At 63.3% G+C, this 15,686-nt stretch carries 12 protein-coding genes; 4 read left to right on the top strand and 8 right to left on the bottom strand.

Annotated elements, in window-relative coordinates; genetic code table 11:
• Position 1 precedes the first annotated feature (1 nt).
• The gene (locus ACH2EI_RS04740) at positions 2 to 763 is read right to left on the bottom strand and encodes a zinc ribbon domain-containing protein (protein WP_395159280.1); all 762 of its coding nucleotides are present in this window, start codon (positions 761 to 763) and stop codon (positions 2 to 4) included.
• Positions 764 to 793: 30 nt separating this feature from the next.
• Entirely contained in the window at positions 794 to 3,013 is a 2,220-nt protein-coding gene (locus tag ACH2EI_RS04735) for a transglycosylase domain-containing protein (RefSeq protein WP_395159278.1), read from the bottom strand.
• Positions 3,014 to 3,091: 78 nt separating this feature from the next.
• On the opposite strand from ACH2EI_RS04735, the gene ACH2EI_RS04730 reads away from it, so the two are divergent.
• Both ACH2EI_RS04730 and ACH2EI_RS04725 read left to right on the top strand, forming a co-directional pair.
• Positions 3,092 to 4,045, top strand: coding sequence for a TIGR03621 family F420-dependent LLM class oxidoreductase (locus ACH2EI_RS04730; RefSeq protein ID WP_395154821.1), 954 nt, complete (start codon positions 3,092 to 3,094; stop codon positions 4,043 to 4,045).
• Between the two features lie 6 nt (positions 4,046 to 4,051).
• Entirely contained in the window at positions 4,052 to 4,918 is an 867-nt protein-coding gene (locus ACH2EI_RS04725; protein WP_395154822.1) for a hypothetical protein, read from the top strand.
• 5 nt (positions 4,919 to 4,923) lie between these two features.
• On the opposite strand, the gene glgC is transcribed toward ACH2EI_RS04725, so the two are convergent.
• On the bottom strand, positions 4,924 to 6,147 hold the full coding sequence (glgC, locus tag ACH2EI_RS04720; protein ID WP_395154823.1) for a glucose-1-phosphate adenylyltransferase: 1,224 nt from the start codon (positions 6,145 to 6,147) through the stop codon (positions 4,924 to 4,926).
• A gap of 53 nt (positions 6,148 to 6,200) precedes the next feature.
• Entirely contained in the window at positions 6,201 to 7,619 is a 1,419-nt protein-coding gene (locus ACH2EI_RS04715) for a glycogen synthase (RefSeq protein WP_395159276.1), read from the bottom strand.
• A gap of 23 nt (positions 7,620 to 7,642) precedes the next feature.
• Between ACH2EI_RS04715 and ppc the strand changes: the two genes are divergently transcribed.
• Together ppc and ACH2EI_RS04705 are read left to right on the top strand one after the other, a co-directional pair.
• Entirely contained in the window at positions 7,643 to 10,465 is a 2,823-nt protein-coding gene (gene ppc, locus ACH2EI_RS04710; RefSeq protein ID WP_395159274.1) for a phosphoenolpyruvate carboxylase, read from the top strand.
• A gap of 93 nt (positions 10,466 to 10,558) precedes the next feature.
• On the top strand, positions 10,559 to 11,626 hold the full coding sequence (locus ACH2EI_RS04705; protein ID WP_395154825.1) for a TauD/TfdA family dioxygenase: 1,068 nt from the start codon (positions 10,559 to 10,561) through the stop codon (positions 11,624 to 11,626).
• Positions 11,627 to 11,652: 26 nt separating this feature from the next.
• Here ACH2EI_RS04705 and ACH2EI_RS04700 read toward each other — a convergent pair whose 3' ends face one another.
• The 4 genes from ACH2EI_RS04700 to ACH2EI_RS04685 all read right to left on the bottom strand — a co-directional run.
• Entirely contained in the window at positions 11,653 to 12,888 is a 1,236-nt protein-coding gene (locus ACH2EI_RS04700) for an acetyl-CoA C-acetyltransferase (RefSeq protein ID WP_395154826.1), read from the bottom strand.
• 102 nt (positions 12,889 to 12,990) lie between these two features.
• The gene (locus tag ACH2EI_RS04695; RefSeq protein WP_395154827.1) at positions 12,991 to 14,061 is read right to left on the bottom strand and encodes an LLM class flavin-dependent oxidoreductase; all 1,071 of its coding nucleotides are present in this window, start codon (positions 14,059 to 14,061) and stop codon (positions 12,991 to 12,993) included.
• 14 nt (positions 14,062 to 14,075) lie between these two features.
• On the bottom strand, positions 14,076 to 14,831 hold the full coding sequence (locus tag ACH2EI_RS04690; protein ID WP_395154828.1) for an enoyl-CoA hydratase/isomerase family protein: 756 nt from the start codon (positions 14,829 to 14,831) through the stop codon (positions 14,076 to 14,078).
• Between the two features lie 58 nt (positions 14,832 to 14,889).
• The coding region (locus ACH2EI_RS04685; RefSeq protein ID WP_395159272.1) for an ABC transporter substrate-binding protein at positions 14,890 to 15,686 on the bottom strand (797 nt) is incomplete at its 5' end.

Genomic DNA, 15,686 nt, shown 5'->3' with positions numbered 1-15,686 from the left:
GTCAGACGATGAGCAGACGGCCGCACTGCGGGCAGTCGGTGTAGCCCGACTCGGCAGCCTCTTCCTTGGCCGTGTCGACCTCGGCAGCGGACAGGTCGAGGTGGCAACCCTCGCAGCGATGGCCCTTCAATTCGGCAACGGCGACCCCCACCGCTGAACGCACGGCATCGTAGTGCGAGGTGACGTTGGAATCGAGCGGCTCGAATGCTGCGATGCGCTGGTCGACGAGGCCAGCCAGTTCGGCGTCGATGTCGTCGCAGACACGTGCCAGTGCCTCATCGGAGGATCGCAGTGCGGTCCGGAGGGATTCCTCGGTACCGAGGTGGGCAGTGAGGTCGTCGTCCAGCGCGGCTTGCTCTTCAAGCGCAGCGAGTTCTTTGTCGTCGAGTTCGTCGCGCTTGACGTTGATCGTTTCGATCTCGTGCATCAGCGCTTCGGCCTCGCGGGGAGCGATGACCGTCTTCATCTGCGCTTCGAGCCGCTGCCGATGGGAGGTGAGTTCGGCGTTCGCTGCCTCGGCAGATTCGATCACCGTCGCCAACTCGGCAAGGCGCTGCACGAGCTGCGTGCGGCGTTTCTCCCACGCGGTCATTTGGTCGGTGCGAGTCGCCAAGTCGTCGCGCTCAGGCAACCGCTTCCGCCGCACAGCGAGCTGATCGGCTTCGGTGTCGATCCGTTGCAACGTCAAGAGCTGGCTCGCCAACGAGACGTCGGCGGGGGCGGCAGGCTCGGCGTTCTCGGCAGTGTCAGCGTCGTCGGTCATCTCAAGCCATTGTGCCAGCTCGGCAACCAATCAGAGGCAAGGGCCGAGGATCGCCAACTCTTCGATCGTCGGTAGCGGTGAATTTGGATCGAGAATGTCTGGCGGAATCGTCGTACCAACCTCAACCGCCTCGACGATCGGGATGGTTTCCGCTGGCACCGTTTGAGTCGGCGAGGCATCCTCCAGCGGCGGTGTGGTCGCGGGCGCGTCAGGATCGACCTCCGACTCGACAACTTCGAAGCCGACAACCTCGATGAGACACTCGTTGCCCGGCAGGAAGAGACGGGCGTTGGGACGCTTGGGCGCCGGTGGTTCGTCCCAATCGAGGAGCGGCAGAAAGGCGTGCGCCGGATCCATGAACGCCTTCCAGATCTCAGCCGGGAAAAGACCGCCCTGGACCCGGTTGACACCTCGTGCAAGGAACTCCTCGATCCCAACCATCGGGGTGTAGGCATCCGGGTCGCCGACCCACACAGCAGTGGAGAGTTGCTTGGTGCCACCGACAAACCAGGCGTTGGTGTTGTCCTGCTGCGTGCCGGTCTTACCAAACGCCGCGCGGTCGTTGGCAAGCGAGTGGCGGCGGGCGGTACCGCTACGCAAGACGCCCTTCAAGATGTCGATGGTGAGCAGTGCCTTGTCCTGGTCGAAGACCTTCGAACCCGGGTCGAAGTGCGTGTAGGTGCGGACACCGTCAGCGTCGGTGATGTAGTCGACGTAGTAGGGCTGCTTGTGCACGCCCTCGTTGGCAACGGTCTGGATGCCGGCTGCCATGTCGAGCGGGCTGAGCTCGTTAGCACCCGTTGCGAAGCTCAAGAAGGGCTTAATCGGCAGGCGTTCACTCTCAGGTTGGCCGGTGTAGAGGTAGGGCGACGTGGCGGCCCGGTACACGGTGTCGACCATCCGGTTGAGGCCAACAATCTGTGAAAGGCGAGCGAACGCACAGTTCACCGACGACCAGGTTTGCTGGGCCAGGTTGGTGACGCTTCCTGCAATACCGCCGTTGATTTGAAAGAACGGTTCTTCTCCGCCGGGGTTGTCGAATCGGCAGCCTCGTACGCCGTCGATGATGTCGCCTGCCTGTGCGCCAGCCTGCACCGCTGCAGCGAGGATGAGGAACTTGATACTCGACCCGGTCTGGCGTGGAGCAAGGGCCATGTTGACCTCGCGCTCGTTGGGCACGAAGCCGGACCCGCCGACCATCGCACGGATCGCTCCCGAAGTGGAGTCGAGCGACACGATTGCGTTCTCGAACCGTCCGCCTGTTGCCGGCAGCACGTCGTGCGCGTCTTCGGCAAGCAACTGCAAATTCGAGTCGAGCGTCGTGTAGATCCGCAGGCCACCCCGGAACAGCTGGTTGTAGCGATCCTGCAGCGTGGCTCCGAGAATCGTTGACTTGTTGAGCAGATAGTCGCGTAGCGCCTCAGTGAAGTACGAGCGGTCGTTCGAGCGAGTGGGGATCGTCTTCACCCGGGTGGGGATGGCGAAGGTGTCGAGGACGACCCCGCGCTGGTCCTCAGTGAGGATCTCTTCGGTGACGAGGCGGTCAGTAACCTGCAGCCAGCGTGCACGGCTCCGTTCCGGCTCGTTGATCGGGTCGAAGCCCGACGGTGAGCGGACCAAGCCGGCAAGGAATGCGGATTCGATGAAGGACAGTTCGCCGGTGGTCTTGCCGAAGTAGGTCTCAGCTGCAGCCTGGATGCCGTACGCGTTGTTTCCGAAGAAGACGGTGTTCAGGTAGCGCTCGAGGATCTGCTCCTTCGTGAGCTCTTTCTCCAGCATCCGTGCGTAGTGCGCCTGGAGCAGCTTGTAACGGCCGTCGCGTTCGAGGCCGGCGAGGAAGTCATTCTTGACCACCTGCATGGTGATGGTCGATGCACCCTGCTGCGGTGAGTCACTTGCGAAGTTTGACAGCGTGGCCCGGACGAGTGAGCGGACGTTGACGCCGTCATGGTTGAAGAACTCCTTGTCTTCGACGATGAGGAACGCTTGGACGACTTGCAGTGGTACGTCCGCGTACTTGATCGGCTGGCTGTTCTCCAGCTCGTAGACGGCGATCTCCTCACCGTTGACGTCGTACACGTAGGTGCGCTGGGCGAGTCCCTCGAACTCGGGCAGGACCACCGGGAGCTCATCGTGAGCGTTCGCGATGTGCCAGATCCGCGGAGCAACGGCGACCACAACGGCAGTGATCAGCAGCGCACCCGCTGCGATGATCGCAAACAGACGAGGAAGCCAGCCGGTGATGCGCACAGTGGGTCGACAGTAGTGCTGCTGACTTACTGATTCCGGCCACCCGGCGAGGGTCACGCTGCCGCTACCTTTCATTCCGTGACCTCTCGCTTCCCCACCAAGCCCTTCCGCTTCGGCGTCCAGCTCTCAAACGCCGCCACCGGTGCCGACTGGACCGAGCAGGCAAGGATGGTCGAATCACTCGGCTACGACGTCGCCACGATGCCCGATCACTTCGGCGATCAGCTCGCACCGGTCCCAGCACTGCAGGCAATTCTCGATGTCACGACCACGCTGAAGGCCAGCGCGCTCGTGTTTGACAACGACTACAAGCACCCGGTTGTGCTCGCCAAAGAACTCGCAACGATGGACGTGCTCTCGAACGGCCGTGTCGAAGTCGGCCTCGGCGCCGGTTGGATGATCTCCGACTATGAGCAGGCTGGCATGCAGTACGACCGGCCTGGCGTGCGCATCGACCGTTTCCTTGAAGGCCTCCACATCATCAAGTCGGCAATGGGTCCCGACCCATTTTCCTTCGAAGGTGAGCACTACACGATCTCCAACTACAACGGTTTCCCGAAGCCGGTCGGTGGTAAGTGCCCGCCCGTGATCATTGGCGGTGGCGGGCCACGTGTACTGAAAATCGCGGCCCGCGAGGCTGACATCGTCGGCGTCAACGGCTCACTCCACGCCGGCGTGATCGGCCCAGATGCCATCTCGACGATGACTGGCGAAGTGATCGCCGAAAAGGTCGCGATCGTCGCCGCTGCGGCCGAAGCAGCTGGTCGGCTCGATCACATCGAAATGAACATTCGTGCCTTCTTCGTCAGTGTCACCGACGATCGCGCTGGACAGGTCACCGGTATGGCCAGCTTGATTGGTGTCGAAGAGCAGATGATCGAAAACTCGCCGTTCGCTCTGATCGGCAGCCCGTCGAAGATCGCCGAAGACATTGTCGCCCGCCGCGAGCAGTACGGCTTCAGCTACGTGATCGTCGGCCCAGACGAACTCGAGGCCTTCGCTCCGGTCGTCGCCCAACTCGCTGGCAAGTAACGCTCCGTGGCCCGCCGATCACTCGGCATCTCCGGTGAGTCGGCAGCCGCGCAGGCCTACATGGCCGGTGCCGAACTGCTCGGCTGGGACATCCGCTCCGAAGGTGCGGGCGTCGACGTCGTGGTGCCTGCGCCCCTTGCATTGACGCTTGCACTTGCTGACGCGTCGGTAGATGCTGGCGGCCGACGCTCGTTCGGGTGGCCCCTGATCACAACGGCAGCCGTCCAAGAACTGCTGCGACGGGCTCCATTGGTAGGTGCTGTCACGAACCTCTCGTCGAGGTCCACTCGTCCAGCCCCACCCGCAGAGGCGTCACTGTCGGGCGGCGGCGTGCTGCTCTCCTCGGCGCACGACCAGATCGCGCTCACGATGCTCGTCGCCCGGCTCGTCGGGATGGGCGCGCCGCAGTCGGTCACCGCATCCGTCGGGCTCGATGCGAACGGACTCGACGACGCTGCTGACGTGGCGATCGAATTCGTCGGCGGGCTCACTGCTCATGTGCACGCCGACTGGCAGTCGGAGTTGGTGACCAGCCAGGAGTTCCAGTTGGCCGGCGAGGCGGGTGTGCTGCGCTCCGAGACCGATCCGCGCCAGTCGCTCGAGTTCAACGGCGAGCGGGTTCGGCTTCTGGCCGCGAACGTCGCTGACGAGCAGCACCGCCCGCTCCACGAAACCGGTGTGGTCGCGATGCTCAAGACCATCGCCGCCGCGTTCGATGCGGGAACGCTCCCCTACGCCTTCACGCTGGCCTTCGGACGCGGCGTGCTCGAGGTGATCGTTGCGGCCGCTGCCTCGGCAGGCCGTCACCAGCCGGTAGCACTGCCGTTCGGTGGCGATCGCAACGCAACGCCGCAGCAGTTGCTGGCCGGCTAGTTCCGCTACTTGATCTTCTGATCCTTGGCGATCACGACGATGCCGTTGTCACTGATGGTGAACTGCTTTGCGTCTTGCTCGGCGTCAAAACCGATGCGGGTGAACTCGGGAACGTTCACGTTCTTGTCGACGATGCACCGATGCAGCCGAGCACCCGGCCCAATCGTGACACCAGGGAACAAGATCGAGTCGGTGACGTGGGCGTCATGGTCGACGAACGAGCCGGGCCCGATGATCGAGTTCTCGACATGTCCACCCGACACGATCGACCCCTGACATATCAAGCTGCCGTCGACAAATGCCGGCTCGCCACCACGTCCACGGGACACTTTGGCCGGCGGCAGCGCCTGACGACCGGTGAACACCGGCCACTTGTTGTTGTAGAGGTTGAACACCGGCACCGGTGCGATGAGGTCCATGTTGGCGTCGTAGAACGCATCGAGCGTTCCGACATCACGCCAGTACCCACGTTCGCGCTCATCTTGACCGGGCACGTCGTTCTTTGAGAAGTCGTACACGCGGGCTTGCCCAGACGCCGTGAGCGCAGGGATCACATCGCCGCCGAGGTCGTTCATCTCGCCGTCCTTCGGTGTGACGATGTCGATCAGCGTCTCTCGATCGAACACATAGTTCCCCATGCTCGCCAGACACATTTCATCGTTACCCGGCATGGTCGGCGGGTTGGCGGACTTTTCGTGGAAGGCAATGATCTTGCCGTCAGCGTCAGATTCGATCACGCCGAAGTCGACGGCCTCGCGCTTAGGAACAGGGATGGCCGCAACGGTGACACCGGCATTGTTCGCCATGTGTTCGTCGACCATCTGGCGCGGATCCATCCGGTAGATGTGGTCAGCGCCGAACACACAGACGATGTCGGGCTTTTCGTCGTTGATCAGGTTGAGGTTCTGATAAATCGCATCTGCTGAACCCTGGAACCAGTACGGGCCGCGGCGCATCTGTGCTGGCACGGGCGTGACGTAGTCGCCGAGCAGCGTCGAGAACCGCCAGGTCATCGAGATGTGACGGTCGAGGCTGTGGCTCTTGTACTGCGTGAGAACGACGATCTTGCGATAGCCGGCGTTGGCGAAGTTCGACAGCGCGAAGTCAATCATGCGGTACGTGCCGGCGAACGGAACAGCCGGCTTGGCACGGTCGTTCGTGAGCGGTTGCAAGCGTTTTCCTTCACCGCCGGCGAGGACGATTACGAGCACGGTCGGTTCAGCAGGCATCGCTCTCCAACGTACCCGAGCCGGGTGCGTCCGAACAGGTGGTGAGGGACTTCTTAGCGCTGCAGCTCGACGTACAGGTCGCGGTACCGCTTGGCCGGTTCACGCCACGACCAGTCGACCGTCATGATCCGCTTCTGCAGCGCCGCCCGTCGACGCCTGTCCGTCACGCGTCGCCCGGCACGGAACATCGCGGCCAGCAAGTCGGTCGGCTCGCCAGAGCGGGCCACGAAGCCACGGCCGGCAGTCGGTCTGTCGGAACGCTCAGCGGCGTCAACATCAGGGACCGTATCGACGAGGCCACCGACGGCTGTGACGACCGGAATCGCCCCGTAACGCATTGCCTGCATCTGTGTCAGCCCGCACGGCTCGAAACGGCTCGGCATGAGGAACAGGTCGCCGCCGGCGAACATCTGCTGCGACAGCGCCTCGTCGTATCCCTCGACGAAAGCCAGATGTTCCGGGTGCGCGGCGACGAGACGGTGGAGTTCGGCGGCAAGTGCGGCATCGCCTGATCCGAGAATGCCGAGCCGCATGGGAATGTCAGCGAGCAGCGGGATGAGCGGCGTAATGAGATCGACGCCCTTCTGATGAGTCAGGCGGGTGACGATCGTGGCGAGAGGAACGTCGTCGTCGGGCAGACCGAGCCGTTCGAGCAGCGCTGTCCGGTTGGCCGGCCGCTGAGTGAGTGTCTTGGCATCAAAGTTCTGGACGAGCAAAGGATTATCTGCCGGATTCCAGACGTCGGTGTCGATGCCGTTGAGAATCCCAACGAGCGCATCGCCGCGGGCACGGAGCGCCGCGTCGAGCCCAAACCCGCCCTCGGGTGTCGTGATCTCGGTGACGTAATGCGGTGACACAGCAACGATGCGGTCGGCAAGCGCAAGGGCCCCAGACAGTGGGTTCGTATCGCCCCACCATTCGTAGTGTTCGGCGTTCGGGCCGATCACGTCGAGCCATTCAGGCCCGGCAACCCCCTGGTAAGCGAGGTTATGGATCGACACGACAGTCGGTGGCGGCGATTCGAGGGCCGCCAACGCAGCCCCCGTGTGCCAGTCGTTGAGATGGAGGATGTCGGGCGGATCAGCCTCGACAAATGCAGCGATCGCGCGGGAGAACCTGAAGAACCGTTCGTCGTTGTCGACCCAGCCGCGGCCGTCGGCGTCGAGGTACGGATGCGAACGGGCCATGCCGGGCACACTGATCAAGTGCAGTGGGCCGACCTCGGGATGGCGCCCGCTCCGCACCAACGCTGCACCCACCCAGGCAGGCACATCGAGGGTCGTGACGGTCTCATCGATCAGGCTGATGCCGCCGTAGTCGGGCATCACGAGATCGACGTTGACACCAAGCCGACGGAGTTCGGCACTGAGGCCAGCGGCCGCTGCGGCAAGCCCACCAACGGTGGCGACCGGAGAAAGTTCGGCGGTGGCGAACACGACGCGCATGAGCGCAGTCTGGCCGATATCGCGCAAGATACGGTGCTTGACTGACCCTTGTGTCCGAGACAACGCCCATCGACTCCTCAATCCCCAGCGACCTCGATGCATCGAGCCGCGACGAACTGAGTGAAGACATCCGTCTCCTGGGCCGCTTGCTCGGCGAGATCGTCCACGGGCAGGCCGGCGAGAAAACCTTTGAGCGCATCGAGTCCGTTCGACAGCTTGCCGTCAACGGCCGACGGGAGGGCCACAGTGCCGTCGAGGCGCTTCGTGATGCGCTGAGCGGTCAGCCGATCGAAGAGCAGCTCAACGTAATCCGGGCATTCGATTGGCTCTCGCTGCTGGCCAACACCGCAGAAGACGTACACGTCGAACGGCGTCGTCGGTTTCACCGGGTTGCACGCAGCAGCCCCCAGCCCGGCAGCCTCGACGCCACGTTCGAGCGGCTCGCTCGGCCCGATGTCTCCGACGCGCGTGTCGCCGAAGTGCTCGGCGAACTCCAGGTCTCCCCCGTCATCACCGCACACCCCACCGAGGTCCGACGCCAGACGATTCTTGACGTGCTCCGTGTCGTTGCCGAACTCCTCAACGAGCGCAGCAGCCACGACGCAGACGATCCAACGACCGATGACATCGACAAGGCGCTGCACACCAACATCCTGACGCTCTGGCAGACCGCCATCTTGCGACTCTCCAAGCTGCGCGTCCGCGACGAAATCAACGAAGCGCTCCGCTATTACCCGGCGAGCCTGTTCGAGACGGTTCCCGCTCTCGCCAGCGATCTGGAAGCTGTCGCCGCTGCCCGCTTCGGAGCGAACAACGTCGACGCCTCCAAGGCGATCAGCATGGGGTCATGGATCGGCGGTGACCGCGACGGCAACCCGTTCGTCACCGCCGATGTGATGCGGCTCGCCATCGGGCGCCAAACTCACGTTGCGCTCGAGCGCCACCTGTCCACCGTGTACCGCTTGAGCCGTGACCTGTCATTGTCGGCTCGCCTCATCACACCAACTGACGAGCTCCTCGCCCTCGCTGACGCGTCGTGCGACGACTCTCCGTTCCGCGCTGACGAGCCGTACCGGCGAGCGCTGCGCGGCATACACGCGCGCCTCCACGCCTTCGCTGTCACTGCGATCGACCCAGACATCGACGATGTTCCCGGCCCGGTTCCCGACATCCCCCGCCCGGCCTACACGGCGATCGAGGAACTACAGACCGACCTCGGCGTCGTCGAGGAATCCTTGCGATCGCACGGCGCAGGCGACCTCGCCGACGCCATGGTCGAGCCAGCCCGCCGCGCCGTTGCCATCTTCGGCGCCCACCTCTGCGGCCTCGATATGCGCCAAAACTCCGCAGTCCACGAAGTCGTCGTTGCCGACCTGTTGGCGAACGCCAACGTCCACCCCAACTACCTCGCACTCGACGAGGCCGAGCGCGTCCAATTGCTCACCACTGAACTCGATTCGCCTCGCCTGCTGCGCCACCCAAACGCGGCCTACGACGAGCAGACCATCGGCGAACTCGACGTACTCGACGAAGCTGCCCGCTCGGTCGCACGTGTCGGCAAGCGCTCCATCCCGCACTACGTGATCTCGATGGCCGAAACGGTCAGCGATGTGCTCGAAGTGGCCGTGCTCCTGAAGGAAGTCGGCCTCGTTGAACCTGCATCTACATCGAGCACGGGCACCCGTCCGGCCAGCGCTCAGCTCGACATTGTGCCGCTCTTCGAGACCATCGGCGACCTCGCGAACTCGGCCGAGACGTTGACCGCCATGCTGGCAAACCCCGTCTACAACCAACTCGTTGCGTCCCGTGGGGATCGACAGGAGGTGATGATCGGTTACTCCGACTCGAACAAAGACGGCGGCTACCTGTCGTCGCAGTGGAACCTCTTCGCCGCGCAGGCCGCGCTGGTCGAAGCCGCCGACGACGCCGGCATCCGACTCCGTCTGTTCCACGGCCGCGGTGGCACCGTTGGTCGCGGCGGCGGCCCCGCATACCAGGCAATTCTCGCCCAACCGGCCGGCTCCGTCGATCGTGCGATTCGCCTTACCGAGCAGGGCGAAATGGTTGCTGCCAAGTACGCCACCCCGGCCCTCGCCCGCCGCAACCTCGAGACATTGCTGTCGGCCACCATCGAGTCGTCGTGCCTCGACGCTGAACAGTTGGGCGCGCCGAACAATGATTTCACCGCGACGATGCAACAACTCGCTGACGCCGCCTACGACGCCTATCGCGCACTCGTCTACGGCGACGATCGGTTCGTCGACTTCTTCCGGTCCATCACGCCAACCAATGAGATCGCCATGCTCAACGTCGGCAGCCGCCCTGCGTCACGCAAGAAGTCCTTGGCCATCGAAGATCTCCGTGCAATCCCCTGGGTGTTCGGCTGGACGCAATGCAGGCTCATGATCCCGGCATGGTTCGGTGCTGGCTCTGCATTCGAGTTGGTCGCAGAGAACGACCCAGATGCCGCAGACCGCTTCGTCCAGATGTATGCCGAGTGGCCGTTCTTCACAGCAATTGTGAACAACATGGGCATGGTGCTCGCGAAGGCCGACATCGACATCGGCCGCCGCTACGCCGACGTTCTCGTCGAAGATGATGCGACGCGCAACGACATCTTCGGAGCCATCGAAGCCGAGCACGCCTTGACTCGCCGTTGGCACGAGCGGATCACCGGTTCACCCGACCCTCTCGCTGACAACCCGCTGCTCGCCCGCAGCCTCCGAAACCGCTACCCATACCTCGATCCGTTGCACGTCATGCAGGTCGACTTGCTCCGGCGTTTCCGCGACGGCGACGACAACGAACTTGTACAGCGCGGCATCCAGCTCACGATCAACGCCATCGCCACGGGTATCCGCAACTCCGGTTGATTTCTGCCATGTTGCGCGGATCTCACCGTGCGTGGTTACAATCTTGACCAATCTTGTCGTGTATACATCGTGAAGAAGAACTGGGTAGCTGCGATGACGCTCTTAGAACACACCGAACTGCCGCCGCTCAGCGACCAGTTGCCGCAGAAATTCTGGACGGGCACCTCGTACCACGCACCCAGTGCATACGAGGTCGACTGCACGCCGTTCGAGATGAACGATGCTGACCTCGAGCCTGACAGCGAGCTCGCTCAGCTGATGCAGCGCACCTACGACGATGTCGGTCTGGTGCTGCTCCGCAACACCGGTCTCACCGACCCAGCCCGCATGCGCCAGTTCGCGCAAATCATCGTCAGCGAAGACATGACCTACGAGGGCGGCGCCAACCCCCGCGACAGGATGGAGGGCAACGTCTATGAGATTGGCGCCCCGCTCGTTGCACGCCTCCCGTATCACCACGAGATGGCGTACCTCGGCAAGAGCACGTCGCTGATCAGTTTTCTCTGCCTCGACCCGCTCCCTGACGCCGGTGCCACATTTGTGAGCGACGGCGTTGCTTCGACCGACGCCATACTCGCCACGCCGCTCGGCCAGAAGCTCAAAGACCTCGGCGTCTGCTACCACCGCAGCCTCACCGACGCCGAGAATTTCATCGGCGAAGTCGGCTACGGCGTCTACAACCACTGGCAGAAGTCATTCGAAACCGATGACGCCGCAGTGGCCCAGGCCAAAGCCGAAGAACTCGGCTTGATCGTCGAGTGGGGCGAAAACCGCCTCATGCGGACCCGCTACTACAACCCGGCCTTCGAGTACTTCCCGACACTTGACCGGAACATGTTGTACTCCAGCCTCGCCGACCACGGCCTGTGGTTCGACACGTGGCCGCTCGTCCAGCATCTCCCGTTCGGGGCTCGGCCGCTCCACATGACCTACGGCGACGACAGCGAGTTCACCCGCGACGAGTTGCAACGGTTCATCGATGTGTACGACGAGTTCGGCACCAAAATCGACTGGGAGCGCGGCGACGTCTCGGTGATCTGCAACTATCGCTTCGCACACGGACGCCCCGGGATTGTTCTCGGCGAGGGTGAGACCCGCAAGTTGGGCGTGCTCCTCGGCGAGCAGTTCGATCGGGTCGGCCAGCGCGACGACAAGTGGTGACGGCGCTGGCCAACCAGGCCTGACGCTTAGACGCGTTCGATGATGATTGCCGGGGCCATCCCACCGGCAGCACACATCGTGATCAAGCCAAACTGCTTGTCTTGACGTTCGAGCTCGTCGAGCACCGTACCGATCAGGATCGCACCGGTTGCACCAATCGGGTGACCGAGCGCCATGGCGCCGCCGTTGACGTTGACCTTGCTGCGATCGAGATCGAGATCGCGCTGGAACTTCTCGGAAACCACAGCGAACGCTTCGTTGATCTCCCAGATGTCGATGTCGTCCTTGGTCATGCCAGCCTTTTGCAGAACCTTCAGCGCTGCAGGCACCGGGGCGTTCAACATCAGCGTGGGATCGTCGCCCATGTTGGCCGTGGCCACGACGCGTGCTCGGGCCTTCAGGCCGTGGGCCCTGGCGTAGTTCTCGCTGGTGATCAGGATCGCCGCTGCACCGTCGACGACGCCTGACGAGTTGCCAGCGTGATGCACATGGTTGATGTCGAGGTCGGGGAACTTCTGGTTGATCAGCTCGCGGAAGGTCTTTGAACCTGTCCCGTCCTCAGCAATGTGGCGGTAGTCGGCAATCGCCGAGAAGCTCGCCGACAGCTTCGCAAGCGACTCGGCAGTCGTGCCAGGCCGCGGAAACTCTTCGCGGTCGAGCGCAAGGGTGCCGTCGAGGTTGTACACCGCGATGAGCGACTTGTCGAAACGGCCCTCCTTGATCGCGATCTCGGCCTTGCGCTGCGAGTCGGCAGCGTGCGCGTCGAGTGCTTCGCGTGAGATGCCTTCGAGCGTGGCGATTGCGTCGGCGCACACACCCTGATGCGATTGCGGATGCAGTTCCTGCAGGTGCATGTTGTTCGCTCCCATGGGCATCAAGCCCTTCTTCGGGAGCGACATCATCTCGGTACCACCGGCGATCACGACGTCTTCCATCCCCGCCATGACGGCGTGCGATGCATAGTTCGTCGTGGTGATGCCGGAGCCGCAGAAGCGGTCAAGAGTCGCGCCGCTGGCTCTGATGTCGTACCCGGCGTCGAGGGCAGCCATGCGGCCGAGGTCGCCGCTCTGCTCCTGGACCTGCGAGCTCGTGCCCCAGATGATGTCGTCGACGTCGCCAGTGTCGAGGTCGTTGCGGTCACGGATTGCTTCAAGGACCGTGCGGGCGAGGTGTTGCGGGTGCAGGTGCGCCAATGCGCCCTTGCCCTGTTTGCCGACGCCGCGGGGTGTGCGGCAGGCGTCGATGATCAGTGCGTCAGACATAGGTGGTCTCCTTGAGATGCCGGGATGGCGTGCGTCGTGTTGAGTGCGACGTTAGAGAAATCGCGCTGTGGCACCGCAGCCGGAGCGTTGCAATCGGCCTACTCAGACCTGGCCAATCAACTCTCGTGCGACGTCGGCAGCGACATCGTTCTTTGCTGCCAGCGGCGGAAGGATGACGATCTGATCGAGGCCTGCAGCGTCGAGTTCACCGATCCGGGCTCGCAGGTCGTCTGGTGTGCCGACCAAGCAGGCGCGTTCGATCAGTTCTTTCGTGACGAACCGTTCCTCTTCGGGGATCACCCAGCAGTTGTGACCGAGATGCGTCCGCAGATGACGGCGCTCTTGCGGAACGGCCTCGACCGCAGCGACGTAGTCGTCCCACATCGGCAAGAGGTGTGCCGGCGGGCGTCGACCGAACTGGGTGAGCTGTTCGTAGCTGTAGTGCAGCGCAGCAATGGCGAACGCTCCGACCTGTTCCTTCACACGATCCGAGTCGATCGCCTCACCAGGTTCGAGCACAGCGATCGTCGTGAGTGTCGCAATGGGAAACGCGTGTCGGTCGGTGGAGAGTCCGTGCTGTTCCCGGCCGGCGGCAATCGCTGTACGGATCCCACGCACCGCGACTGGCTCAGGTGGCACCGATGTGATGAGGCCGTTGCCATACTTGGCCGCGAGACCGAGTGCCTTCGGCCCGAACGCAGACACGTAGACGGGCGGCACCGGGTCGTGCCGCACGAACCCATACTCGGGCATCTGGTGGCGGATCGGCGCAGTGTGACCGTTCAACGTGTAGTCGACTTCTTCGCCACGCAGCAGCGCTGTCAGAACGCGGAGGTACTCGTCGAATTCGGCGATTCGTTGGGGTTTGTGGCCCATGATTCGCATTGCCGTGTTGCCGGTGCCAATGCCGCAGAACGTCCGGCCTGGCGCCAGCTCATTGATTGTGCCAATCGCTGCTGCGGTGACCGGCGCGATGCGCGTTCCGGCGACTGCGACGCCTGTGCCGATGTTGATCGTCGACGTCCGGTCGGCGGCGAGCGCAAGGAGTGCATAGACGTCACTCCAGATCATCTGGCTGTCGGCGAGCCAGGCGTGTGTGAAGCCAAGCCGTTCGGCCGCGACCACGTCGTCGATGTCGGACGGGCGGGAGGCGATGCAGACGCCGAAATCCATAGTGTGCTCCAGCTCTAACGGAACGCCGCGAGGCGTTCGTTGGTGTCGTCGATCGGGTAGTCGGTCGACGCTTCGTACGCCAGGCCATCGGTCAGTCCCTCTTGTTCGGCGACTCGGAAGAGGTCTTTGTATGCGGCGAGGGACCCCCTACTGTTGGCAACGATCACGTCGATGAGTTGGTCAACGGCGGCGTTGAGTTCATCCCGTGGAACTGACCGAGCGGCGAGTCCGATTGCTGCTGCCTCGGGGCCGCGTACGTTGCGTGCCGTCAGCGACAGTTCGCGCGCCTTCGTCATGCCCGCCGCCGCGGGGAGTCGTTGGCTCATCCCCCACGTCGGTCGCAACCCGAATTTGGCGTGGGTGTCAGCCAGCGTGGCCTCGTCGGCAACGACCATGATGTCGCAGGCCAAAGCGATCTCGAGCGCCCCGGTGAAGCAGAAACCGTTCACTTTTGCGATCGACACGATCGGCCCGTTGGCCAGCTTGTCGATGAGGGCCCGCGCAGGAATATCGAGAATGTCTCCGACCACGCCATTGACAAGTTCGCGATCGCCGAGAGCCTTGAGATCAACGCCCGCACTGAAGGCTCGTCCGCTACCAGTGAGCACGACGACCCGTTGTGTCGGATCATCGATCGCTGCACCGATCGCTTCGTCGAGAGCGACGAGCATCGTTGGCGTCAGCGCGTTGAGGGCATCGGGTCGATGCAAGGTGATGGTCGTGACGGCGCCGGAGCGCTCAATCAGAATTTCGGTGTCGGTGGTAGCCACGACCGCAGTCTCCACCGTTTGTGGTCTGCCGACAGAGCCGGAGTGGGACTGCCGGCAATCAGCTCCGGTCGAACCACACCGAATCGAACCACGTCGCACCGGTGATCGAACATCGCAACGGCAAGCCATCAGGAGAAGTCCGGTTACACACACCCTGCACCTCGGCCCGGAATGCGTTGTCCCATGCCGTGTGGTCGAGGAACACGTACGTGGCAGCGTCGTTCGTCTGTCGTGTGATCTCCTGCCAAAGTTCAGCACGGCGCGCATCGTCAGGCGTCGCCTGCGCCTCGGCGATGAGGGCATCGCGTTCGTCGGTGCAGTAGCGGGCGAAGTTCAACGAGATGACGTCGATGGTTCGACAGATCAAGAAGAGCCGATCGAGCGACGGGTCGACCGCACCGAACTGCCTCCAAATCGCAGCGTCGTATTGGCCGAGTGCGATCTCTTGAATGTGCGTGTCTTGCGCGAGTTCGTCGAAGGCGACATTGAAGTGTCCGCCCCATCCCTGATCGAGAATCTCTGCCGTTCGCGTGGTGATGACCGCCGGCCCAAACCACTGCAACTCGACATCGATCTTGCCACCAGAACACTGGTCAGGGACGTCCGCGCAGTAGTCGGCAACAAGTGGTGTCGCAGCGTCAGGGTCGTCGCCCGCCTGGACGACATCAGGGGCATAGAAGGGGCTGTCCAATGTGAACATCTGGTTGGCGTCGGGCGCAACACCAAGGGCGATGAGGTCGCGATACGCCTGGAGCGGTGTGGCCAGCGTCAGCGCTTGGCGGGCGCGCAGGTCGTCGAACGGCGGGCGCGAGGCGTTGAGCATGACGAAGCTTTCCTCCCCTGACGTGTCGATGA

This window comes from Ilumatobacter sp., assembly GCF_041688325.1.
Classification (GTDB): Bacteria; Actinomycetota; Acidimicrobiia; order Acidimicrobiales; family Ilumatobacteraceae; genus Ilumatobacter_A.
This window is presented reverse-complemented; position numbering and strand designations above follow the sequence as displayed.